Source organism: Aceticella sp. 75b-Ac, from assembly GCF_056032965.2.
The window spans coordinates 546876-571547 of the sequence record NZ_CM190971.1; the positions used below are offsets into that span (position 1 = coordinate 546876).

Sequence of the window (24672 nt, forward strand, 5' to 3'; positions counted from 1 at the left end):
TTACTCTTGGAAGATTTTTCAATGAAAAATATAATAAACATCCGGACGAGGCACGCTCCGCTTAATATTCCGTAAAATTAAAAATATAAAGGGAGATGTTGGTAAATGTTTAAAAAATTATTTCATTTCTTCTGGTTTTGACATTTCTTTCGGTTTCAAGTTTGAGTTCTGCTTTTGCGAGTACTAAAGAGAATAACAACAATGTAAGCATAAAAGAAATAGAAAAGACGTTAGAAAAAATCGATATGGGTATGCAACTACATATACTACAGGTGAGGATGTAGCTGTGCCGTATTATTGGTCAGATGTACGCTATGGTGATCCAGTGCGTATTAGAAATTTGGAAAATACGTCTTATGTTGTTGTAGGTTATCGAAGCGATTTTGGTCCTAATCAAAGGGTGTGTGGTGATCATATAGTAGATTTAGGTTATAGCATTAATTCTCGTTTACATGGTAATGGACATTTATATTGCCGAACATGTATATGGATTAGGGGAGGAGAACATTATTAAAATATAGTAATAAAATTGAAGAACAATTCTGGGAAGGTGTGATTTTGTTGAAAAAATACAAATCCTTGATAATGATTATCTCTTGTTTGATAATAATCATTTTTTGTTCTATTCTTTTTAGATCTACTTTTTTGATTGGACGTCAAAGCAATAACAAGGGGTATATTCTTGCTATAACTTCGAATGATCCAAGAGCGGTTAATCAACAAAGAAAAATTGTAGTTCTCGATATACGTAATAACAAAATAATCAAAGAGCTTTATTCATATAATGTAGGACATGATTTAGAAGCTGCAATATCACCGGATAAAAGCAAACTGGCTATAAATAAATGGGTAGATAATATGGATCTTGATCTTTTTGTAGTTGATTTAAAAACACATAAGGAAACTCAAGTTACCGATAAAATCAACGGAGAAATTAGTAGAATTTCATGGATAAATAATGATGAAATTTTATATACTTATGTTTCTCATAATGCTAAGATTGATGGTTTAGGAATGCGTATTTACATTTTAAATATCAAGAACGGTACGCGTAAGATGATAGACGGTTTATGTTTAAAAGATAATAAGCCGATATATTGGTTTAACACAGTTCGATATATACCACAATTGCAAAAAATAGTTATGGTTAGAGGATTGGCAGATGACTTTTTTAAGCCAATAATCGATGGAACTGTTAAAGCTCCCAAAAACCAGCTATATTTGTGTAATATTGATGGTACAAATGAAAAAATGTTAGCAGAAATAAAAGACCGTACAATTGGAAGGGTTGTTGCTACTCCTGATGGAAAAAAATTAGTCATAGAAGCGAATTACATTCAAGGAGATGAGGAACCATCTGATTTATATATTTATGACCTTGGAATAAATAAATTAGAACTATTATTAAAGAGTGATCAAAGCTACAAGGAACACTGGAATATCTTTGCTCTTGATAACGAAAACATACTATTTAGATGTAATTACAAGTTGTATAAAATGAATCTCAAAACTAAAGTTATTAACAAAGTAAATATTGCTAACGTTCCTCCAGGAACAACTTTTATTGGCTTTGATTATTTTTAGCATAAGTAGCCCGCCCTTTATACTGCAAAATAAAAAGGCATCTCTTTTACAGTATAAAGGGCGGGCTACTTTAAAATTAAAAAATACATATTGAACTTAATTAATTTATAATAATTGAATTTGTGATGGGTGTACTCAATATCTTATATGATTAAAACTTTAATTTTTAATAAGTAAGGAGTGTAAGATGTGAATAAATTCGAAAAAATTTATTTTCCTTTAATAATTTCAATATCTACAACTTTATTGAATGTTCTTATGATCCTTCAAACAATTATTAGCAAAAAAAATTATGATATTTTTTCTAATGTTTTTGTAATTATAATTGTTATATTTTTGTATCAAATAAATTGTATTGCGATAAGAATGAAAAAAGAACGGCAGGTTAGGCTGGAATACTACGGCATATTTGCTTTATTTGCTGTATCTTTAATGAGATTTGTTAATAGATTTACAATTCTTCCATTTTACATTAATATGACGAGTATTATATTATTTGTAGGATTTGGAATATTCGCTATTATTATAGCTGTAATTAGAATAACTAAACGTTTATAATAAGTACAATATACAAAATAAGCATAAAATAAACCTAAGAATAAAAGGTGAGACATTATGAATCTATTTAAACCGCTCTATATACATAAAATAGCATGAAATAAAAGATTGTGGTGCAAAATGTCTTGCAACGATATCAAATCAATATGAGTTAAGATTCTAAAGTAAAAAATACATGAAATTGCAGAGCAAAATGTAAAATTTATGTTAAAAATATAAATATAGTATCATGAAAAGGCTTAAAGATACATAAAAATTTTGAAAATTAAAGAAAAACATAGTAAAATAAACTAAGAATGAGATAATTCAAAAAAAAAAAAAAAAAAAACAGCATAAAATGGATAAATATGATAATATTTAAGGTTTGTACAAGATAAAAATAAATGTTACTCTATTTTTGGAAGATTTTTCGAAAAATATAATAAACATCCGGATGAGTAAAAACAAAAATTAAAAATTATAGAGGGAGGAAATAAAAATGTTAAAAACATGCAAAAAAATATTTACGAAAAAGATTGTTGCATTGCTTCTTGCTATGTCAGTATTAATGGGAGGTTTAATATCAGCAAGCGCACAAACACAAACATCAAACATCCAAGGAAAAGGGGAAATTACAACATCATATTCTAACGATATGAAAACATTGAAAATTAATAGAGATGGACGTAATGTACTGACTGTAACAAGAAAAAATGAATTTGACGGATCAGTTGACATTAAAGATCCCAAAGGTAAAATATCTACTGTAGCTATTAAAGTAGCTCCACTTTCTAATAATCAATATAACTTAACTATTATTGATATGCAAACTTCAAAGACATTTCATGTGACAAGTAAAATTAATCCACTTGCAGACTATATATTTAATAAAAATTCATTAAAAGTAGGAAATAATCAACAAGAACCAGATGCCTTAGCATACTATCTTTTATATGGTAAAATGCCTGATATAAAGGATATCGTTATAAGTGTTTTAGGTACTGCTGCTGGTTCATACGCTCAAAACGTAACTAATTATATAATGGAAAATTGGGAAGAGTTACAATATCTATATTCATTTTATGGATTTTGGGCCGTTGTAGGTGCTATTGCTACAGCACCAGGGATAGCTGGTGTTATTTCGGGAGCTGCTATTGCTGCTATAGTTGCATAATTTGCTAAATAGCTAAAATTATATATATCTTTATATTGAGGTGAATTTTAAATGATTCGTTGGGCAGAATTAGCGGCGTGGCTAATGCGCGCCGCATTTTTATCAGTTGTTTTAACAACATTCATATTTATTGATTTTTCACAAGATAAAACTAAAGCCAGTATTTTATATAAATATATACAAAATCCTATATATAATTACATTATAGTGATTACATTAGGTTCCCTTTTATTGAATATACTTTATTTTGATTTTAATTTACTTTTTCCAGTCAAAACAAAATCTGTTTCTGATAAAAATATTAATAATATTAAAGGAAAAGAATATTATATTTTTTCAGATGTATTTTCTACTTTGTTTTTTCTACTTCAAGGTGTAAGGGTCAAAGAAGTTGAAAGAGATATCATAGTATTGCCAGGACTAAAAAAATTATTTTTATCAAATGATTGTAGTTATTTACGAATCGAAAATGTGAAACCTATAAAAAAAATCGAATATTTTAAAACAATTGTTTTAATTGTATTTATTTCACTTATTTTGATTCTAATGCCATTAATAATCATTACTTTAAATAATTATATATCTGAATTATTGCATATAATAAATTTACCAATCAATTTTTCGAAAAATATAATAATAATTTTTAATTTTACAATTGTATATTTTTATATCAGTTCATATACATTCAAACCTTTTTATTGGAATTATAAAAGTTCATCTTTATCAATATTTAGAAAAAGGTTAGAAGATGTCTATTCCAATTTTCCAGTTTATGAAAGTTTTATTATGCCTTATGATTATTATACCAAAATAATGTATATACTTTCACCTATAATACTTCCCCTAACAGTATTTATTTTAATAATTAGGATCGATTATTTACATTTTATTGGCAAATTACATTTTAATTTTTGGTTAGAATTTTCATTAATAGTATTCGGATTTTCTGTTATTAATTTAATATTTATATTGTTTATAAAATTAAGACAAATTTGTGAGGAACGTGCTGATAACTTTGCTGTCAAGAAATTAGGTAGGGATTATGTGATCAAAGCATTACAAGAATTAGCATATGGAGATGATATACTGCCGGAAAAATATCAAGATAAATACAGATCTTCTGCGATTAAGAAAATAGAAAGGTTGAAACAAAAATGAAATCGATGAAATTTATGTTGAGAAGTAATTATTTCAATTTAATTCCATTAATTATTACATTAATTCCAATTTTAACAGGAATAATTAACGGATTAAGAGCTAATCCAAACAATGAACTAAATACTGGTATTGGGGATATATTAAATCGAATGGGTTTATTTGAAAAACCGAATATAAATAATTTATCAGAAAAAATAATAATTCACAATACTTCATTATCATTATTTGTAGGACTACTTGGACTTATTAGTATTGGTATTTTTACCGCTCCTTATTTGTTTAGCTGGTGGTCTTTATGGATAGAAACTATTAAACTACATTCTATTAGCAGATGTTTTTTTATAATTCCTGAGTCATTCGGTGTTACAATTGTTGTACTTTCAATTATATATATTGGTTTGAATTATCTTGTATATAGAAAATATGAAAAATACCAGATTATCCTTTTTTTCATTGGTATAGCACTAATAACAATTGGGGGAGTGATGGAAGAATATGAAATCTCTTCTTTTATTAAATAAGAAAATGCAAAATATTTCATTTAAACAAACTTTACAGGCACTAATCATTATTTTTATATCGATATCTATTACAGTATTAAGTCAAACAAGGCTTGTTGCAGGTAATATAAAGATATTTTTTGAAAGTGGATTTATTATGCTTGCCATAATATATCTTCTTAAATTTGTTTACTTATTTCCAATATTAATATTTATAAGACTAATTAGAGAAAGAGGAAAATATAATAATCTTTTGATAAGCAGCATTTCAATCATTTTGTGGGCATTTGTACCAATAGTTTTGGCATGAGCAGGTTTAGCAATATTAAATTTAACTATATTAAATATTTCGTGGAGCATATTTTACAAAACATATCTTTGGATGAATGCATTGCTTTTTCCATTCGCACTTTTTTATAGTTATTGGAAATTTACAGAGCATAATATCATAGATTCTCTTATAGATTCAATGATATTATCAGGATTAGTACTAATTATACCTTTAATTCATTTGAACTTATAATGGAGCATAAGTAGTCCATCCTAAATGATGCAAAATAAAAGAAAAGCAGTATAAACGGGGCTATTTTTAAAATTAAAAAATACATAAAAATTGCATGGATTTGTTTAATAGTCGTTCTGATAAGTATTTTAATGAATAAAAAAAAGAAATTATTTGTTTAGTGTAAAATATAAATACAAAGAATTGCAGAAATAAAATACAAATAAAAAATGCATGAGTTTGCAGGGCAGAATGTAAAATTTATGTTAAAAATAAAAATATAGTATCACGAAAAGGCTTAAAAATACATGAAAATTTTAAAAATTAAAGAAAAACAGAGTAAAATAAAGTAAGAATGAGATAATTCAAAAAAAAAAAAAAAAAAAAAACAGCATAAAATGGATAAATATGATAATATTTAAGGTTTGTACAAGATAAAAATAAATGTTAAATTATTTTTGGAAGATCTTTCATTGGAAATAAACATCCGGATGAAAAACGAAAAGGAGAGGAGGGAGAAACGAATGGAAGCTGTAATGCCAATGAATGGATTTATGGAATTGGCAGAAAATGATTTGATAGTGCTTGATGGTGGTATATCACCTTGGGATGCATATAAATATTATGAAACAATTAAGACAATTTTTAAAGAGTCAAAAAATATATCTCATGGGCTAATAGACGGTTTTCGCCAAGGGTTTAATGAAGAAAGAAACTACGATAATATATGTCCCGATCGTGTTTATTTGGGATAAGTTTATACGCAAGAAAATTAAAGATTATAGAGGGAGGAAGTATATAATGATTAGTTTAATAGATGAAAAAGAATTATTACAAATTAATGGTGGGAATAATGACAACGATATAACATATGAATTATCTAAATCAATCGGTTATATCTTAGGTTTTAGTTATGCATATTATGGAAACAGAGATTTTCGTCAATATGCTTTAGATCCTTTTGGTAAAACTAAAAGATTATTCTCTGAAGGAATAGGGAATTATTAGTAAAAAAATTCTTTAATCTACACATTATATAATGTGATATTATATAATGTGTAGATTTTTATAAAAAATGGAGGCAAATATTAAAGTGAAATTTATAAAACAAATAAATGATTTTTTAAATAAAACATCTGACATATACTTTATTATTTTAATGATAATAACAGATTATATTGTAACTTTTTTAATATTAAGTTTGTTAAATTTTTTTGGTATAAATTATTCAGTAAAAGGACCTGATTTTAATGATGTACCTCTAATATGGGCGTTTGTGTATATTGGAATATTTGGACCATTAATTGAAACATTTTTAATCCAAGTACTTTTAATTTCTTTTTTGATTAAATTTAAATATTTAAAAGATAATGTTTATTTACTTATTATAATACCTGCAATTATTTTTGCTTTAGGACATAATTATAGTTTTATATATGAAATATGTACATTTGCAACAGGAATAATATACAATTATTCATATTTAATTCATAAAAGTAAATATATTTCTCGATTTATGATAGTATTTTTGATACATAGTATTCATAATATTATTGCATTTACGGTTAATTTTATACCATTACTTAATAATACTGATGAAAATATAAATAATACAGAGGGTCTTTTAATTATTTTAATTGGAATTGTAATAATAATTTTCTTATTAAGATATCTTTATCAACAAAAGCGTAAAAAAGTAAGTTTAAATATTGAAAATAGAGAAAAGAACAAATAGAATTGTTACATATGTACTAAAAAATATGATTTAAGAAAAGAAATACATGAAATTGCAGGGCAAAATGTAAAATTTATGTTAAAAATAAAAATGTAGTATCACGAAAAGGTTTAAAAATACATAAAAATTTTGAAAATTAAAAAAAAACAGAGTAAAATAAAGTAAGGATAAGATAATTCAAAAAAAAAAAAAAAAAAACGGCTGAAATTGGATAAAAATGATAATATTTAGGGTTTGTACGAGATAAAAATAAATGTTACATTATTTCTGGAAGATCTTTCATTGGAAATAAACATCCGGATGAAAAACGAAAAGGAAGGGAGGGAAAGAGATGGAAGCTGTAATGCCATTAAATGGATTTATGGAATTGGCAGATGAAAGTTTGATGATGATTGATGGTGGATATTGGTCTTGGAAGGAATTTGGTAGATCTACACTTGCTGGAGCTGTTGGAGGTGGAGTAGTAGGAGCTTTTGGAGGAAGTATGACTTTACCAGTTATCGGTACAGTTCCAGGTGCAGCTGGAGGTGCAATAGTTGGAGGATTAGGTGGAGCAGCAACTTACCTTGTCTGCGGATGGTGGTAAATGTCTAATTGCATAATTATCGTGGTGATGTTATTTTGCTTCACCACGATAATTATAAAAATGATATTGGAGATGTGAATTATGATAAATTATATTATTATAATATGTATTACAATTTTAATTAATATTGCAATAATCATATTTATAAATAAAAAAATATTAAGTATGTATAATAATAAAAATTTATCTATAGAATATGTTTTAGATAAATTTATAATTATGCAAGAATATTATAAATGGTTAGTAATGATAATATCATTGTTTGTACTTGCATTTGCTATAGGAAAAATAATGCATTATATAAATATTCCCAAAAGCATGATTTTATCAATTATAGTTGTTTGGGGATTAATGTTTTTCTTGGCAATATTAAATCAAATTATTTCACATAATACATATAAAAAATTAAGGAATCTTCAGCTAAGTTATTGGGATGATTTAAAAAGAGTGATAAGTTATTTATTAATAATATTTATTCCATATTTTATAATTGCTTTTTGCAGAATTAACTTGATAGATAAGTATAAAATAGAAGGATTGTTACAATATGTTATATTTGTAACTCTTATTTTACTTATAAATATTTTATATCCGCATATAATAAGGTTTTTAATAAAAGCAAAGGAATTAAGAGAAACTGAATTAAAGAAAATATTAATAGAATTTTTGTCTAAATATGATATATATGGTGTAAAAATATATGAATGGCCGTCAATAAAAACTAAAGAAGCAAATGCATTAGTAGCTGGTATTGGTGGACGATATCTGTTTATTACAGATTATTTAATAAAAAATTTATCAGTTGACGAACTTAAAGCTGTAATTGTACATGAAATTGGACACTGGAAAAAGCGCCATCTTTTAAAAAGAATATTATTAATAATCTCTATGTATTATTTATTTCTATATCCTACTGGTAATATATTGGATTATTTAGAAGTTTACAGACATATTAATATACCAATACCAATTGGAATTACTGTGTTTTTCTTAGTATTCTGGTTATGTATTTATTTGAGTCTTATAATTATTCGTTTTCAAGAATATTCTGCGGATGAGTATGTGATTGAAAGTGGAATTGATGTAAATACTTATATTTCTGCTTTATTAAAGCTTGCAAAGTTAAATGATAATATGGTTAAATTAAGCAAATTGAGAGAAAAATTTCAAGACCATCCATCAGTTGACAATCGTATAAAACATTTACTAAATGTGTCAGATAAAATTAGAAATAAGCTAGCTAACTTTGAATAACAAAGTTCTTGCCTTAGAGAGTATTTTTGGTATTAAAATTTTAAGGGGGTGTTTCTTTTGAAACTTATTATACCATTTGTAGTAGGTTGTTTATCGGCAATTATTTATATTTTTATTAGCAAAAGATATAAAAAATAGAAAATTAGTTTTAATTTTAACGATAGAGAGAGGATTGTTTAATATGATTATAAATAAAGGGTGATAGACAATGAATCTATTTAAATGCTACATATGCATAAAACAACATGAAATAAAAGATTGTGGTGCAAAATGTCTTGCGATGATATCAAATCAATATGAGTTAAGATTCTAAAGCAAAAAACATATGAGTTTGCAGGGCAAAATGTAAAATTTATGTTAAAAATAAAAATGTAGTATCACAAAAAGGCTTAAAAATACATAAAAATTTTGAAAATTAAAGAAAAACGGAGTAAAATAAAGTAAGGATAAGATAATTCAAAAAAAAAAAAACGGCTGAAATTGGATAAAAATGATAATATTTAGGGTTTGTACGAGATAAAAATAAATGTTACATTATTTCTGGAAGATCTTTCATTGGAAATGAACATCCGGATGAAAAACTGAAAATGAGAGGAGGGAGAAACGAATGGAAGCTGTAATGCCATTAAATGGATTTATGGAATTGGCAGAAATAAACAGAAGAGGATTACAAGATATAATATCTGAGCAAGAACTTCAAGAAATAAATGGAGGTGTTTTGCCAATTCTTGCAGTAGCTGGGGCAGTAGCAGCAGTAGCAGGAGTAGTTTATATAGGAATTCAAATTGGTGAATATGTAGGAAAAGCTACTTATTATGCTACACATCCATGATTTAAGCTATAATAAAAGTGGAGGAGGTGTAACAAAAAAATGGAACCAATGAATGTTATTGGATTTAATGAAATTTCTGAAAATGAATTGTATGATATTAATGGTGGAATAGCTCCTTTAGTTATAGCAGGTATTATAGTAGGGGGAGCTTTTGTGATAGGATTAGGTATAGGAGCTTATGTAGGATATAAAGAAGCAGAAAGAGCAGATAGAAAATAATGAAAAGTGGTACCTGTCAAGGGTAAAAGCTTTGTCCCAGCTATCCCTGCCCCTTGACAGGACCAATAGAAATTATGGAGGTAAAATAAATGGATTGTGTCAATTTTTTGATGGAAAAATTAAATAATTTTCCTGTAATTAAGGTTTCTTTGTTGTTTATAATAGTTGCTCTTGTATTATTAAGCGGAATAAAAATAGGTGAAATAGTAGGAAAATTTTTATATTATCTACACTAGGAACGAGCCCATAGGTTGGGTTACATTTGGGGCATATTGGAGACCTCCAAATTAGAGAGGTAGTCCACCCTTAATGCTGTAAAATAATAAGGCATATCTATTTAACAAGCAAAATATAAAGGGTGGGCTTTTTTTAAAATTAAAAACAGAGATTTTAATAATAAAAATACATAAAAATTTTGAAAATTAAAGAAAAACAGAGTAAAATAAAGTAAGAATAAGATAATTCAAAAAAAAAAAAACGACTGAAATTGGATAAAAAATAAAAATGATAATATTTATGGTTTGTACGAGATAAAAATAAATGTTACATTATTTTTGGAAGATCTTTCATTGGAAATGAACATCCGGATGAAAAACTGAAAATGAGAGGAGTGAAAAACGAATGGAAGCTGTAATGCCATTAAATGGATTTATGGAATTGGCAGAAAATGATTTGACAGTGATTAATGGTGGTAGAACTTTTTGGGGTTGTGTTGAAGCTGGTGCTGCTATAGTTGGAGGCACTGCTTCTATAGGAGGTAAATTTAAATGACAAAAGAAAAATTAATAAAAATATGCATGATAATTGCATGGGTTTGTTTAATAGTCGTTCTGATAAGTATTTTAATGAATAAAGAAAAGAAATTATTAGATATAATATTAGGCCTTGTTTGTTTAAGTAATGCAATTTCCATTTCTATTGTTAATCGATTATTAAAGAGGAAATAAAATAGAATTATAAAATAAAATAGAATTATAATGGATACTTTTAATTTTCTTTTTACTATTAAAATTATACTTAAAGCAGGTTTACTAATTAAGCTAAATAGAAGAGTAAAAGGTGATAGCCAATGAATATATTTAAACGCTACATATGCATAAAACAACACGACATAAAAGATTGTGGTGCAGCATGTATTGCAACAATATCAAAGCAATATGGACTTAAAATATCTATATCAAAAATACGAGAAGCTGCAGGAACGGATAAGCAGGGGACAAGTGCATATGGGTTAATAAAAGCGGCTGAAAAACTTGGGTTTACGGCAAAAGGAGTTAAGGCAAATAAACCGGAAGATATTTTTAGTGAATTTCCGCTGCCTGCTATAGCTCATGTAATTGTTGACGGAAAGCTTCTTCATTATGTTGTAATACATAAAATAACTAAAAAAGAATTGATTATTGCAGATCCAGGAAAAGGAATTGTAAAATATACTCCTGAAGAATTTTTTAAAATATGGACAGGCATATTGATAATAATAGTACCAACGGTTTAGTTTAAAAAAGGTGACAAAACAAAAGGAGTATTTTCACGATTTTTTGATTTATTAAAACCACAGAAACGGCTTTTGACAAATATATTTTTTGCTTCAATTGTCTATACTATATTGGGAATATTAGGATCATTTTATTTTAAATTTTTAATGGATTCGGTTATACCGGATGGTTTAATTAAAACATTAAATATACTTTCCATTGGTATAGTAATGTTAAGTATATTTCAAGTTATGTTAAATGCTTTTAGGACACAGATGCTAATATATTTAGGACAGAACATTGATATACCATTAATGCTTGGTTATTATAATCATGTCTTAGAACTGCCAATGAATTTTTTTATAACAAGAGAAGTAGGTGAAATAATATCAAGATTTAATGACGCATCAAAAATCAGGGATGCTATATCAGGCGCGACATTGTCTATGATGATAGATACATTAATGGTATTAATAGGTGGAATTATTTTATATACACAAAATCATTTGCTGTTTGGTATAACACTTGTACCAATTATGCTTTATGCAATTATAGTATTGTCTTTTAATAAGCCTATAGAAAAAATAAACAGGATAACTATGGAAAATAATGCAAAGCTGACATCTTATTTAGTGGAATCCCTCAACGGTATTGAAACAATAAAAGCTTTTAATGCTGAAGAAAAAGCAAGTTATAATACGGAAAAGCGATTTATCAAATTAATAAAAAGTGTGTTCAAAAATGGTGTTATTAATAATTTTCAGACATCATTAAAAAGTGGTATTAAGTTAATTTTTGGTGTTGTTATACTATGGGTTGGAGCATTTGAAGTAATACATGGAAGATTATCAATTGGTGAACTCTTAACATTTAATGCATTGCTTGCTTATTTTCTTAATCCCATTGAAAATATTATAAATCTGCAGCCGCAGCTTCAAACGGCAATTGTAGCTGCGGATAGACTAAGTGAGATTCTTGATTTAGAAATAGAGAAGAGCAAAGATGAAGATAAGAAAATCAAGCCTGTTTCTCTAAAAGGTGAAATAGAATATAAAAATGTTTCATTTAGATATGGAACAAGGCAACTGGTACTTCAGAATATAAGTCTAAAAATAGAAAATGGAGAAAAAATAGCTTTTGTTGGCGAAAGCGGGTCAGGTAAAACAACATTGGTAAAATTGCTTATGAATTTTTATCAATCTGAAAAAGGTGAAATACTCATAAATGGCTATAATATAAAAGATATAAATATAGAGGTTTTGAGAAGGCATATCTCATACATATCACAGGATATATTTTTGTTTAATGGTACAATAAAAGAAAATTTATCATTGGGTGATGATGAAATAAAATTAGATGAAATTATTGATGCTTGTAAAAAGTCACAGATCCATGATTTTATTAATGAATTGCCCTTGAGGTATGATACTATGATAGAAGAAAACGGCGCCAATCTTTCGGGAGGGCAAAAGCAAAGACTTGCAATAGCAAGGGCAATTTTAAAGAAGCCCGATATCTTAATAATGGATGAGGCAACAAGCAATATGGATTCTATTACAGAAAAAGCAATAGAAAAAACAATTAGAGATTTCAGCAAGGATATAACAACGATAATTATTGCTCATAGATTAAGTACAATAATGAGATGTGATAGAATATATGTAATAGAAAAAGGCAAGATCATTGAAAGCGGGACACATATTGAACTTATGAATAAAGGCGGGAAATATTATGACCTTTGGAAAGACCAGATACCTGAATTTAATGCAATAGGATACACCCGAGCAGAAGTAGCCGCGTCGAGTATGCAAGGGGGGATATGTAGTGAAAAATATGGTATTTGATATAAAGGAATTTACTGATAGCAGAGAAATAATGGAGTCAAGAGTACATCCATTTACAGTGATTTTTGTATATATCCTTATATCTATAATCATAGCAGCATTTATTTGGTCATATATTAGTGAAAAAGAAATAGTTGTAAATGCTGATGGGATTATACGACCATACATCAGAGAAAGTATAATAGTAAATAAAATAACTGGAAATGTTGAAAAGGTATTTGTAAAAGACGGCGATAAAGTAAAAAAAGGAGAAACAATATACAGCATTAACCATAAAGACCTTGATTTTCAAAAATCAGAACTTAATAAGCAATTGAATGATAAAGCAAGGGAAATAGAGAATCTTAATAAATTAAAAAATAGCATTCTTGATGATAAAAATTATTTTAATGAAAATATTGAAGAAGATAAATACTATTACGATAAATATAAAGCATTTGTTAATGAAAAAAATTCATTATTAAATCAATAAAATGGTTTAAAAGTGCAGATTGAAGAGATCCAGACAAGTATTAATAATTACAGGCTTTTACAGCAATCCATAGAAGAAAATACTAATAAATTTAATAAAGATAGCTCGTTTTATAATCAATTTTTAGATTGTCAGTTAAATATAAAACAATATCAAGATAAAATTAATAAGCTGCAGGAAATGACAAATACTTCTTCAGGGTCTGGACAGAATAATTCATCACTTTATGATTTAAAACAGCAACTTGAAATATATAAAAATCAATTTATGACAAATATTAAAACAAATATAGAACAAAATAAAATAAAATTAAAGCAATTACAGTCAGGCTTTAATAACAATGGGATTTTATCGAATGATATCAGTATTGAAAAATATAAAATGGATTCAATATCACAAATTGATGATACTATAAAGTCAATTAATGAAAAAATAAATGAAGTGAAAATGAATATAGAAGCTATAAATCAAAATAAAGATAACTATGAAATTAAGGCACCATCAGATGGAATATTACATATGGTTGTAAACATTAAAGAAGGTGATTTGTTACAGAGCGGATATCAAATAGCAAATATATTACCTGAAGAAAATAATAACTACAAGGTTTATTTATATATCTCAAATAAGGATATAGCAAATGTAAAAACAGGTCAAAATGTCAAGTTTCAGGTATTAGCAATACCATATCAGGAATATGGATATATTAATGGCAAAATAATAAAATTAGCACCTGATTCAACATTAGAGCAGAAAAGTGGGCAGAATTTTTATGAAGCCGAGGCAATCATTGACAACAAGCCTCTATACAGTCATAAAGGAGAAAGGGTTTATATAAAAAATGGCATGGTTGTTAATGCAAAAATTGTTACTCCTAAGGAAAAAATGCTATATTATTTGTTGGATCAACTGAAACTGTAATTATAGACTAACTTTTATCCGTTAAAAATGTAAGAATTTTAATATTATGAAATTTTTGTTTTTTGTTATATAATATTATCAAACACATAAAATAGGAGGTGTGATATGGTAATAAATTTAAAAGACATCTGTAAAACCTACAAAACAGGACCAATAGAAGTAAAGGCACTAAGGCATATTAATCTCGAAGTAGAAAAAAATGAATTTGTCGCTATAATGGGTGCATCCGGTTCAGGCAAATCTACTCTTATGAATATCATAGGCTGCCTTGACAGAGCGACATCAGGGGAATATGAACTTGAAGGCATCAATATCTCCAAATTAAATGATGCAGAGCTTGCAAGGATTAGAAACAAAAAAATAGGCTTTGTATTCCAATCATTTAATTTACTTCCAAGAATGACAGCACTTATGAATGTTGAGATTCCAATGGTATATGCAGGCGTACCTGCTAAAGAAAGAAGGAAAAGAGCGATTGAAGCATTATCACGTGTAAATCTTGCAGACAGGATGAATCATAAACCCAATGAATTATCAGGAGGTCAGAAACAAAAAGTTGCGATAGCAAGAGCTCTTGTCAATAATCCCACAATTATCCTTGCAGATGAACCCACAGGAAATCTCGACAGTTTTTCAGGGGAGGAGGTAATGGCAGTATTTCAAGAACTCAATAAAGAAGGGGTAACATTATTGCTTGTCACACATGAGATGGATATAGCGCAACATGCAAAACGCATAATAACATTTAGGGACGGGCAGATGATAAAAGACATCATTGTTGAAAATACATTTATTGCAAATGATATTTTAGCTTTAAAAAAGGCGGAAGCCGTAAATCAATAAAAGGGAGGAAAATAAAATGGAGAATATGGAATTAAGAAATGATCAAGAAGTAAAACAGATGAGTTTCTTACAAAGGGTTATAGGTGTTATAGTATCACCCAAAAAAGCAATGGAAGCAATTGTACAAAAGTCAGACATTTTGTATCCAATTCTTGCAATGTTATTAACTACACCCATTTTCTATTTAATAAGATATCCCTTATTTGAGCAGATGGTAAAAACAAAACTTGAGAATACTCCACAGGCAGCACAAATGACACCATCTATGATTTCATTTTCAACAAAAATCGGTTTAATCACAGCCCCTATTGGAGTTATTATAATGTGGATAGTCATTACATTTATCTTTTGGGGGATATTAAGGATATTTAAAGGGGAAGGCAAGTTTAAGCAATATCTATCAGTAACAGGATATGCTTATACAATAGTCATAATATCCATGATCGTCACTCTTATTGCATCATATTTTACAGGCTCATTAATTTTAGACACCTCACTTGCAAGTATAACAAATCTTTTTGCTCCAGATTTAAAGGGAAGCTTTCTATATGGTATAATTCGCGGAATTAATTTATTTGGCATATGGCAATTTATCGTTTATGCCATAGGACTAAAAGTAGTCAGCAAATTAAGCAGTGCAAAGGTATATTCAGTAGTATCCGTTGTATATATTGTGATGATTCTTTTATCTGCTAACAGCTTGAAATTGTCATAGATATGGAGGACATGTATTATATAATGAAGAAAAAATTTTGGATAGGCAGTATTGTAATAATTTTGATAGTTGCAATTGTTGCAGCAAATATTTATCAAAGTAAAAAGAATAAAAGTGCGCTTGCGACTGGCAATGGAAAGACATTCAATGTACAAGTCAAAAAGATTGAAAACGGCAATATATCTTCAATAATAACAGCAAATGGTGTAATTGATGCAAAAAATAGTGCAGATATAAATTTTCCTGTACCTTCAAAGGTAGATAAAATATATGTTGAAGTTGGTCAGACTGTTAAAAAAAATGATAAACTTATAGATATCGATACAAATAATATCAGTGATACAGCAAAAAGTCCTATTGATGGTGTTGTCAGTGAAATAAATGTAAAAAAAGGGTCCTATACAAACACCATGACACCAGCAATGCGGATTGTAGATATAAAGGATTTAGTTGTTAAGGCAGATATAAAAGAAGCTGATTTGCCAAAAGTAAAGGTTGGGCAGAGTGTCAAGATATATGGTGATGCTATCGATAAATCAGAAAACATAACAGGTAAGGTTTTAAGCATAGCACCTGTAGCGACACAGCAAAAAACAAGTACCGGTGCACAGACTGTAATTCAGGCTATAATTTCTGTTGATAAATTGAATTCCATTATAAGGCCGGGACTCAATATATCATGTGATATACTCACAAGTGAAAAAAAGGATGTTCCGCTGTTATCACTTGATATGCTTATGGAAGACAAAAATGGGAATCAATATGTGTATAAGGTTGACAACAATAAGATAATACACAAGCAAGGCATAAAATTGGGTATAGTATCTGATTTTAATGCAGAGATATTGAGCGGATTAAAAACAGGAGATATAGTAATAATCGATCCACAGCCAAATTTAACAGATGGTTCTAAAGCAATCGTAACAAATAATAAAAAGTGAGGTTTTAAAATGAGCTTTTTAGAAAGTTTTAAACAGGCTTTTGACAGCCTTAAAAACAACAAACTTCGCTCAATACTTACAATGCTTGGGATAGTAATGGGAGTATTTTCGGTTATTACAATTGTAGCGATAAGTAATGCAACAACCGCATATATGAATTCACAATTCGAGAAAATAGGTGCAAATGTAATAAATATACAGGCAAAGTACGGTAGTAATCTTGACGATAATTTACTTAGCATGAGTGATATGGATAAAGTTAAAAGAGCTGTACCCGAAATAAAAAACATATGTGCAGCATCACAGAGAAATGCCGAGGTAAAAGTTAACGGCAAGAGCAGAAATGCTTTTGTAAATGGTATAACAGCACAATACAAAAATTTTTTTCCGGCAGATATGGCTGTTGGAAGAATGTTTAATGATTTTGATGATAGAGGAAAAAGAAATGTCGTTGTTGTTGATGAAAATTTTGCAAAAAAATATTTTAAAAACAATGACCCCATTGGCAGGGTTATTGAGGTAATAAGCAGTAATGGTGCAAGTAACAAATTCACGATAATTGGTGTTTTAAAACAAGCGGGAAATATAATTATAGGACCGGGAATGAGCAGTGATGATTTTCCTGTAACGATTTATATACCTCTTACTACATTACAGGGTATGTATAATTGTGGTGATAAAATAGATACGCTTTATGTTTCAACAGAAAAAAAGGATCAGTTAAATGACATAAGCCAAAGAGTGGTAAAAATTTTAGAATTGACACATCAAAGCAAAGGCAAATATATGGCACAAAGTGTCCAGGATGTACAAAAAATCGTCAATAGTGTATTATCTGTTATATCATCAGTGCTGTTGGTAATCGCAGCAATAACGCTTATAGTTGGCGGAATAGGTATAGTTAATATATTGCTTGTATCTGTAACGGAAAGGATAAAGGAAATCGGATTGAGAAAAGCCCTTGGGGCACAAAAAAGAGATATCATTCTTCAATTTTTGACAGAATCAATTATTATGACAGGCATAGGAGGAATCATTGGAATAATACTGGGAATAGGTGCTGGTATGATCATAGCAAATATAATCAAAATACCTCCTACTGTTAATTATACTGTTGTAATACTGGCTTTCTTAGGTTCAATTGCCCTCGGTATAATATTTGGAGTGTATCCGGCAAAAAGAGCAGCAGACCTTGATCCTATCGAAGCTTTAAGGTATGAATAAAAAAGCACTGTATTAAAAACCTCTTTCTTGGTTTATAATATATCCTAAAGAAAGAGGTTTTTAAGTTTTTAATCAGTTTTAGATACAATTTTTCACAGCCTCTATTTTAGCTTTCTTATTACACCAATTACTTTACCAAGTATTATTATATTTTGAAGAATCAAAGGTTCTATAGTTGGGTTTTCAGGTTGCAGTCTTATATGATCATTTTCTTTATAAAATCTTTTTACTGTAGCTTCATCATCAATTAAAGCAACTATAATATCTCCATTATCTGCATAAGATTGTTTTCTAACAATAATATAATCTCCATCAAGTATACCAGCGTTAATCATACTTTCTCCACGTACTTTTAATATAAAACTTTCACTTTCAAATCCTTTTACCATATCTGTTGGTATTGCATAATATTCCTCAATGTTTTCAATGGCAAGTATTGGAGTACCGGCAGTAACCTTACCGATAATAGGCAATTTAACTATATCATTTCCATAACGGTTTTCTGAACATAGGATTTCAATTGCCCTTGGTTTAGTAGGATCACGTCTTATATAACCTTTTTTTTCAAGCCGAGAAAGATGCCCATGTACGGTTGATGTTGACCGTAAGCCAACAGCTTTGCAAATTTCTCTGACAGAAGGCGGATATCCCTTTCTATTTAATTCATCTTTTATAAAATTGATAATTTCTTGTTGTTTTTCGCTTATTTTTGTTTTCATCATTTTCCCTCCAATATTTTTTATTATATCATAAGCCAATAAAATAATCAAACATTAGTTCTTTTTATCCGACAACGGATTTTTGTATGCAGCATCCCTAAGCTGCGTATCATCTACATGTGTATAAATCTGAGTCGTAGATACATTAGAATGACCAAGAAGTTTTTGAAGGGTTCTTATGTCTACTTTACCATATCTGTACATTAATGTAGCAGCAGTATGGCGTAACTTATGAGTTGAATATTTTTTATCTTCAAGATTAGCATTCTTTAAATGCTTTTTTACAATATACTGTATGGTTTTTATACTGATTCTCTGTAATCTTTTACTTAAAAATAGAGCTTTTTTATCTTTTACATTGTTATGGGAACGAATCTTTAAATAATCATTAATAGCATTAATGCAGGCCTCATTTAAATATACGGTTCGTTGCTTGTTGCCTTTACCTATAACTGTAAGTTTGTCATCTTTGATATCATTTATATTGATATTTGCAAGTTCTGAAAGCCTTAAGCCACAATTCAAAAAAAGTGTAATTATAGCATAATCTCTTTTTTTAAAAGAACCTTCAATTGAATCCAAAAGTTTTTTGCTTTCATCCAATGTTAAATAAACCGGTTGTCTTATGCCAAGCTTTGGGGATTCTAATTCCTGCGTAGGGTTTTTTGAAATAACCTTTGCCTTTGCATAAAGATAATTATAAAATGACCTTAAGCTTGCAACCTTGCGGGCGCGAGCGGAGGGCGTATTTGAACGCTTTTGAGTAACAAAGGATAAATATGCATAAAGGGTATTTAAATCGATTGATTCAATAATAGAGGTATCTATGTCAGAAACATCTATATCATTAAAATCCTGATTTTTATCTATAAGACCTTTATGTATTTTAACAAATCTAAAAAATAGAACGAGGTCATATGCATATGCTTTGACAGTGTTAGGAGACCTTGCTTTAATAGTAGAAAAATAATTAAGGAATTCTTCTAAAATAGAAGGAAGCTTAACCTGAGCATTTATGTAATCCATACAAATTCTCCTTTCTATATCCAATTATACGAAATAGTTATTTCGTATAATTGGATTATTATAATATAATACCATAGGTTGAATATATTTGTCAATTGTCAATTAATACAAAATTTTTTACCTATGGTATTATATTATTAGAATTTATGATTTTTTATCTTAAACTATTTTTTTAACATTTCTGCGGCTGCTGCAATACTTCCCATTGTTGATATAATTTCATTAGGAAGTATTAATTTATTTGCAGGATTTTTTGCCATTTCTTGTAGTGCTTCAACCTGTTTTATAGCTATTACAGTTTCATTAGTACCTGATTCAATGATAGCTTTATTAACAAGGTTTATTGCTTGTGCCTGTGCCTCTGCAACAGCCTCTATTGCTTTGGCTTTACCTTCAGCTTCAAGTAATTGTGATTCTTTTAAGCCTTCTGCACGCCTTATATTGGCTTCTTTTTCTGCTTCTGCTTCAAGTATCTTTGCCTGTTTTAGACCTTCTGCTTTTGCTATTGCGCTTTGCTTTTCACCTTCAGCTATAAGTATTGTGGCACGTTTATCTCTTTCTGCTTTCATCTGTTTTTCCATAGCCTGTTGAATTTCTTCCGGAGGGATTATATTTTTAATTTCAACTGATAGTATTTTAATACCATATGCATCGGTTATTTCATCTACTACCTTTAAGAGTTCCATATTAATTTTGTCTCTGCCTGATAAAACTTCATCTAATGTCATATTGCCAACGATATTCCTCATATTTGTTATTGTAGAGTACATAATGCCTGACATATAGTTTTCTATATTGTACACAGCGTCCTTTGCATTCATTATCTTATAAAAAATAACATTGTCGATTGATATTCTTACATTATCTTTTGTTATTACAGATTGAGGATCAATATCAATTATTTGTTGTTTAGTGGAAAGTTTTGCCCTTACAAAGTCTACAAACGGAATTATTACATGCCAACCGGGAGTTAAAATTTTATAGAATTGCCCAAAACGTTCTATCACATATACTTTACCTGTATTAACGATTTTGATCGTTGTAAGTATTGTTATTAAAACTAAGATTAATACAACTATTAAAAACAACATATACATTCTCCTTTTCTATACTTTTTAAGAAACTTTTAAAACCTTTTTAACTATTAATCTGTTTTCTGAGATATTAATAATTTTTATTCGCTCACCTGCCTTTAGAGGTTCTTGTTCAGCGTTTTTAATAAGCCAATATATACCGTCAACTTTAATTTGTTCCTCATTTTCAATGTCTTTATCAAGAATAATTTCTTTTCCGATTAATTCTTCTTCTTTTGTTTTAAAAACAGGGACATTTTTTTTAAAAAATTTCCTTACAAAAACATAGCTTACAATCATTGAAATACTTGATATAACAATGAAGGCCATTACTTGTATTAATAATGGCAATTGAAAATAATACATCAATAATGCTGCAAGACTTCCAAATGAAAAGGATACAAAAAACACATTTGCTGTTATAAGATCAACCAAAGCTGCAAATATTGCAATAATAATCCATATAATCATTTATAAACTTTCACCTCCATATCCTCTATTAATATTATATCAAAAATTAAAGCCATATGATATTCTTAATAATCTGTTCTATAACATTACTTTAAAATTTGAAAATTATTTAACTATTATTTCAGGGTATTTTATGGGAAATTGCTATTTAGCATCAGGTATTATTATTGTTATTTTAGGATTAATTGAATCTTTTACTTAAATCCAATTAAAAATTAGGCAAGTATACAAGTATTTCCAAATAAATACTTGTATACTTGCCTATTAAAAACCTAATAAAATATTGTAAAAATTATCTATTTCATCTTTTTAATTTGTTCTGTTGCAAGTTTATCACATTTATTATTGTATTCATTATCTGCATGTCCTTTAACTTTTATCCAGTTTACATTATGTATAGATGTTAGCTCTAACAACTTATTCCAAAGGTCCTGATTTTCGACAGGTGTTTTATCTGATTTTACCCAATTTTTCTTTTGCCATTTAATAATCCACCCCTGATTAAAAGCATTTACCAAATAACTGCTGTCACTATATAAATTAACGTTACATGGTTTTTTTAACATACTTAAAGCTTTTATAGCTGCTGTAAGTTCCATTCTATTATTTGTTGTGTTTTCTTCATAACCTGATATTTCTTTCTTAATGCCCTCATAAATCAATATTGCACCCCAACCACCAGGACCTGGATTTCCACTGCAAGCCCCATCTGTATAAATTTCTACTAAAGCTTTTTTATCACCTTTTATCATTTTAAACTTTTAACCTTTTCATATGATGCTATTATTGCTTCTATTACAGCACTTCTCATGCCATATTTCTCCAACGTTCTTACCCCTTGTATTGTTGTACCAGCAGGTGATGTCACCATATCTTTAAGCTGACCTGGATGCATTCCTGTTTTTAAAACCATACTTCCTGAGCCAGAAACAGCTTTTGATGCAAGTTTGTATGCTATATCTCTTGTTAAACCAAGTGATACTCCAGCATCGGCAATTGCCTCTATAAACATATATACAAACGCAGGACTGCAACTGGAAACTGCCATTGCAATATCTATCAATTTTTCATCTATCTCTACAATCTCACCACATGATTTAAATATATCCTGTACTATTTTTTTATTTTCATCACTAAAATCATTTGAATATGTTATCGCGGTAATACCCTCTCCAATTAAAGCCGGTGTATTAGGTATTGTGCGAGCGATTTTACCTTTTGATACAATATTTCTTACATGTTCGATAGAAATTCCAGGAGCTATTGTTATTATTATTTTATTATTATCTATTAAATCCTTAATTTCTCTTAAAACCGTATCATAAATATTAGGTTTAACTGCAAGAATTATTATATCACTGTTATCTACCAGAGATTTATTATTAGCTGAAATATTTACATATAATTCATTTTTTAATTTATTTAATTTATCATGCGAAATATCGTATACAAATATGTTTTTTGGGCTTAATAACTTAGCATTAATAATAGTTTTTAATAATGCTGTTCCCATATTACCCATACCAATAAAGCCAATCCTCACATTAAACACATCCCTTCTTTATTGCAAAAACAGTATTAGAGATGCTAATACTGTTTTTTGTTTGCATATTACTTACTGCTTTCTTCCTTTTCAGTTGCAGAAAATATTACAGGTTTTAAAGGAGTTATTGTAGAAACAGCATGCTTATAAATCAACTGCTGTTGTTTGTTTTCGGTTTCTAAAACAACAGTAAAATTATCAAATCCTTTTACCATTCCCTTTAATTGGAAACCATTAATTAAGTATACCGTTACTGAAATATGTTCTTTTCTAACCTGGTTTAAAAAAATATCCTGTAAATTGATAGCTGTTTTTTGATTCATAGCCATCCCCCTTTTTGATGTTATAATATTATTTTATATTCTATTAAAATCTTAATTTTCCTGCTAAATATTCAATAATTTTTTTTTTGAGTTCTTTAAAATCGTGAAAGTCATCAACATAAAACCACTTAATAAAATCATAGCTTTTAAACCAGGTAATTTGCCTTTTTGCATACCTCCTTGTCCCTTTTTTCAACTTTTCAATGGCTTCTTCCAAGGTTGTTTTACCTTCAAGATATTCTACAATTTCCTTATATCCTAAAGCCTGCATAGATGTATCACATTTATTATACCCTATTTTGAGTAAGTTTACCACTTCTTCAATCAAATTATTTTCAATCATTTGATCTATTCTGTTGTCAATCTTCTCATAAAGTATATTTCTGTCTCTATAATTCAAACCAATCATATACGGATTATAGTCTTTATTCAATTTTTTACCGCTTTCTTTTTGATAATGTGAAATTGGTTTTCCTGTAAATTCATAAACTTCTAATGCTCTAATTATCCTTTTTACATCATTAGGGTGTAATTTTTTTGCTGTTTCAGGGTCAATTTGTTTTAATTTGGCATGTAAAAATTCATTACCATTTTTTTTAGATAATTCTTTCATTTTGTTTCTATAATCAGGATTATTGATACATTCTGAAAAATTCATTGTATATATTATTGAATTAATATATAAACCTGTTCCTCCAACGATAATTGGCAATTTACCCCTTTCGTTTATGTCTTTGATAATTGGTTTTACCATTTTTTCATACTCTGCTACACTGAATTCTTCATTTGGTTCTACTATGTCCAGCATATAATGTGGTATATCTAATTTTTCTTCATTGGTTATTTTAGCCGTTCCAATATTCATTTTTTTATATATCTGCATTGAATCTGATGATATTATTTCTCCATCATAATATTTGGCCAGTTCTATGGATAGTTTTGTTTTTCCTGTAGCAGTTGGTCCTACAATTATTAACAAAGGTATAGACACACTTAATCAC

General features: G+C 28.4%; 34 protein-coding genes and 1 pseudogene. 27 read left to right on the forward strand and 8 right to left on the reverse strand.

The annotated features are described in order from the left end of the window. Positions 1-137 precede the first annotated feature (137 nt). The 27 genes and pseudogenes from AC0LWJ_RS02960 (at position 138) to AC0LWJ_RS03090 (ending at position 18516) form a co-directional block, all read left to right on the forward strand. Positions 138-284: a hypothetical protein gene (locus AC0LWJ_RS02960; RefSeq protein WP_503031464.1), complete on the forward strand. Its 147-nt coding sequence runs from the start codon at positions 138-140 to the stop codon at positions 282-284. 2 nt (positions 285-286) lie between these two features. Next, positions 287-514, forward strand: coding sequence for a hypothetical protein (locus AC0LWJ_RS02965; protein ID WP_474239357.1), 228 nt, complete (start codon positions 287-289; stop codon positions 512-514). Positions 515-645: 131 nt separating this feature from the next. Continuing rightward, positions 646-1584, forward strand: a complete 939-nt coding sequence (locus AC0LWJ_RS02970) for a TolB-like translocation protein (protein WP_474239359.1) — start codon at positions 646-648, stop codon at positions 1582-1584. Between the two features lie 336 nt (positions 1585-1920). Beyond that, entirely contained in the window at positions 1921-2142 is a 222-nt protein-coding gene (locus tag AC0LWJ_RS02975) for a hypothetical protein (RefSeq protein ID WP_503031465.1), read from the forward strand. Positions 2143-2620: 478 nt separating this feature from the next. Continuing rightward, on the forward strand, positions 2621-3295 hold the full coding sequence (locus tag AC0LWJ_RS02980; protein ID WP_474239362.1) for a hypothetical protein: 675 nt from the start codon (positions 2621-2623) through the stop codon (positions 3293-3295). Between the two features lie 51 nt (positions 3296-3346). Continuing rightward, positions 3347-4453 (forward strand): hypothetical protein, encoded by a 1107-nt coding sequence (locus tag AC0LWJ_RS02985; RefSeq protein ID WP_474239363.1) that lies wholly within the window; start codon positions 3347-3349, stop codon positions 4451-4453. Then, positions 4450-4974, forward strand: a complete 525-nt coding sequence (locus AC0LWJ_RS02990) for a hypothetical protein (protein WP_474239365.1) — start codon at positions 4450-4452, stop codon at positions 4972-4974. Before AC0LWJ_RS02985 ends, AC0LWJ_RS02990 begins: the two co-directional genes overlap by 4 nt. Beyond that, a complete protein-coding gene (locus AC0LWJ_RS02995) occupies positions 4949-5263 on the forward strand; it encodes a hypothetical protein (protein ID WP_474239366.1) in 315 nt (104 codons plus the stop codon). Before AC0LWJ_RS02990 ends, AC0LWJ_RS02995 begins: the two co-directional genes overlap by 26 nt. A gap of 716 nt (positions 5264-5979) precedes the next feature. Further along, positions 5980-6210, forward strand: coding sequence for a hypothetical protein (locus AC0LWJ_RS03000; protein WP_474239368.1), 231 nt, complete (start codon positions 5980-5982; stop codon positions 6208-6210). A 46-nt stretch (positions 6211-6256) separates the two neighbouring features. Next, positions 6257-6463, forward strand: a complete 207-nt coding sequence (locus AC0LWJ_RS03005) for a hypothetical protein (RefSeq protein ID WP_474239370.1) — start codon at positions 6257-6259, stop codon at positions 6461-6463. An 85-nt stretch (positions 6464-6548) separates the two neighbouring features. After that, positions 6549-7190, forward strand: a complete 642-nt coding sequence (locus AC0LWJ_RS03010; RefSeq protein WP_474239372.1) for a CPBP family intramembrane glutamic endopeptidase — start codon at positions 6549-6551, stop codon at positions 7188-7190. Positions 7191-7521: 331 nt separating this feature from the next. After that, positions 7522-7776 carry a Blp family class II bacteriocin gene (locus tag AC0LWJ_RS03015; protein ID WP_474239374.1) on the forward strand — a complete coding sequence of 85 codons (255 nt, stop codon included), beginning with the start codon at positions 7522-7524 and terminating at the stop codon, positions 7774-7776. A gap of 81 nt (positions 7777-7857) precedes the next feature. Continuing rightward, the gene (locus tag AC0LWJ_RS03020; RefSeq protein ID WP_474239376.1) at positions 7858-9030 is read left to right on the forward strand and encodes a M48 family metalloprotease; all 1173 of its coding nucleotides are present in this window, start codon (positions 7858-7860) and stop codon (positions 9028-9030) included. 208 nt (positions 9031-9238) lie between these two features. Beyond that, entirely contained in the window at positions 9239-9343 is a 105-nt protein-coding gene (locus tag AC0LWJ_RS03025) for a cysteine peptidase family C39 domain-containing protein (RefSeq protein ID WP_474239378.1), read from the forward strand. A 294-nt stretch (positions 9344-9637) separates the two neighbouring features. Beyond that, the gene (locus AC0LWJ_RS03030; RefSeq protein ID WP_474239380.1) at positions 9638-9862 is read left to right on the forward strand and encodes a class IIb bacteriocin, lactobin A/cerein 7B family; all 225 of its coding nucleotides are present in this window, start codon (positions 9638-9640) and stop codon (positions 9860-9862) included. 39 nt (positions 9863-9901) lie between these two features. Further along, a complete protein-coding gene (locus AC0LWJ_RS03035; protein ID WP_503031466.1) occupies positions 9902-10081 on the forward strand; it encodes a class IIb bacteriocin, lactobin A/cerein 7B family in 180 nt (59 codons plus the stop codon). An 89-nt stretch (positions 10082-10170) separates the two neighbouring features. Next, positions 10171-10317 (forward strand): hypothetical protein, encoded by a 147-nt coding sequence (locus AC0LWJ_RS03040; protein ID WP_474239384.1) that lies wholly within the window; start codon positions 10171-10173, stop codon positions 10315-10317. Between the two features lie 385 nt (positions 10318-10702). Further along, a complete protein-coding gene (locus AC0LWJ_RS03045; RefSeq protein WP_474239386.1) occupies positions 10703-10852 on the forward strand; it encodes a hypothetical protein in 150 nt (49 codons plus the stop codon). Next, the gene (locus AC0LWJ_RS03050) at positions 10849-11028 is read left to right on the forward strand and encodes a hypothetical protein (RefSeq protein WP_474239388.1); all 180 of its coding nucleotides are present in this window, start codon (positions 10849-10851) and stop codon (positions 11026-11028) included. Before AC0LWJ_RS03045 ends, AC0LWJ_RS03050 begins: the two co-directional genes overlap by 4 nt. Positions 11029-11150: 122 nt before the next feature. After that, a complete protein-coding gene (locus tag AC0LWJ_RS03055) occupies positions 11151-11576 on the forward strand; it encodes a cysteine peptidase family C39 domain-containing protein (RefSeq protein ID WP_474239390.1) in 426 nt (141 codons plus the stop codon). A gap of 72 nt (positions 11577-11648) precedes the next feature. Next, positions 11649-13400 carry a peptidase domain-containing ABC transporter gene (locus AC0LWJ_RS03060; RefSeq protein WP_503031467.1) on the forward strand — a complete coding sequence of 584 codons (1752 nt, stop codon included), beginning with the start codon at positions 11649-11651 and terminating at the stop codon, positions 13398-13400. Between the two features lie 31 nt (positions 13401-13431). Continuing rightward, positions 13432-14280: pseudogene (locus AC0LWJ_RS03065) on the forward strand (HlyD family secretion protein); the annotation flags it as partial. Between the two features lie 111 nt (positions 14281-14391). Further along, positions 14392-14793, forward strand: a complete 402-nt coding sequence (locus AC0LWJ_RS03070; protein WP_500861904.1) for a beta-barrel domain-containing protein — start codon at positions 14392-14394, stop codon at positions 14791-14793. Positions 14794-14898: 105 nt separating this feature from the next. Continuing rightward, positions 14899-15636, forward strand: a complete 738-nt coding sequence (locus tag AC0LWJ_RS03075) for an ABC transporter ATP-binding protein (RefSeq protein ID WP_474239395.1) — start codon at positions 14899-14901, stop codon at positions 15634-15636. Positions 15637-15652: 16 nt separating this feature from the next. Beyond that, entirely contained in the window at positions 15653-16351 is a 699-nt protein-coding gene (locus AC0LWJ_RS03080) for a Yip1 family protein (RefSeq protein WP_474239397.1), read from the forward strand. 23 nt (positions 16352-16374) lie between these two features. Beyond that, a complete protein-coding gene (locus AC0LWJ_RS03085) occupies positions 16375-17292 on the forward strand; it encodes an efflux RND transporter periplasmic adaptor subunit (RefSeq protein ID WP_474239399.1) in 918 nt (305 codons plus the stop codon). 9 nt (positions 17293-17301) lie between these two features. Beyond that, positions 17302-18516, forward strand: a complete 1215-nt coding sequence (locus AC0LWJ_RS03090) for an ABC transporter permease (protein WP_474239401.1) — start codon at positions 17302-17304, stop codon at positions 18514-18516. 101 nt (positions 18517-18617) lie between these two features. Here AC0LWJ_RS03090 and lexA read toward each other — a convergent pair whose 3' ends face one another. The 8 genes from lexA to miaA all read right to left on the reverse strand — a co-directional run bounded on the left by lexA (position 18618) and on the right by miaA (position 24662). Next, a complete protein-coding gene (gene lexA / locus AC0LWJ_RS03095) occupies positions 18618-19235 on the reverse strand; it encodes a transcriptional repressor LexA (RefSeq protein WP_474239403.1) in 618 nt (205 codons plus the stop codon). A 54-nt stretch (positions 19236-19289) separates the two neighbouring features. After that, positions 19290-20261, reverse strand: a complete 972-nt coding sequence (locus AC0LWJ_RS03100; RefSeq protein WP_474239405.1) for a tyrosine recombinase XerC — start codon at positions 20259-20261, stop codon at positions 19290-19292. A 164-nt stretch (positions 20262-20425) separates the two neighbouring features. After that, entirely contained in the window at positions 20426-21352 is a 927-nt protein-coding gene (locus tag AC0LWJ_RS03105; protein ID WP_474239407.1) for an SPFH domain-containing protein, read from the reverse strand. A 24-nt stretch (positions 21353-21376) separates the two neighbouring features. After that, a complete protein-coding gene (locus AC0LWJ_RS03110) occupies positions 21377-21805 on the reverse strand; it encodes an NfeD family protein (RefSeq protein WP_474239408.1) in 429 nt (142 codons plus the stop codon). A 296-nt stretch (positions 21806-22101) separates the two neighbouring features. Then, positions 22102-22557, reverse strand: a complete 456-nt coding sequence (gene rnhA, locus AC0LWJ_RS03115) for a ribonuclease HI (protein ID WP_474239410.1) — start codon at positions 22555-22557, stop codon at positions 22102-22104. After that, positions 22554-23348, reverse strand: a complete 795-nt coding sequence (gene proC / locus AC0LWJ_RS03120; protein WP_474239412.1) for a pyrroline-5-carboxylate reductase — start codon at positions 23346-23348, stop codon at positions 22554-22556. Before proC ends, rnhA begins: the two co-directional genes overlap by 4 nt. Positions 23349-23416: 68 nt before the next feature. Continuing rightward, positions 23417-23671 carry an RNA chaperone Hfq gene (gene hfq, locus AC0LWJ_RS03125; RefSeq protein WP_284679080.1) on the reverse strand — a complete coding sequence of 85 codons (255 nt, stop codon included), beginning with the start codon at positions 23669-23671 and terminating at the stop codon, positions 23417-23419. Between the two features lie 43 nt (positions 23672-23714). Then, the gene (gene miaA / locus AC0LWJ_RS03130; RefSeq protein ID WP_474239416.1) at positions 23715-24662 is read right to left on the reverse strand and encodes a tRNA (adenosine(37)-N6)-dimethylallyltransferase MiaA; all 948 of its coding nucleotides are present in this window, start codon (positions 24660-24662) and stop codon (positions 23715-23717) included. Positions 24663-24672 lie beyond the last annotated feature (10 nt).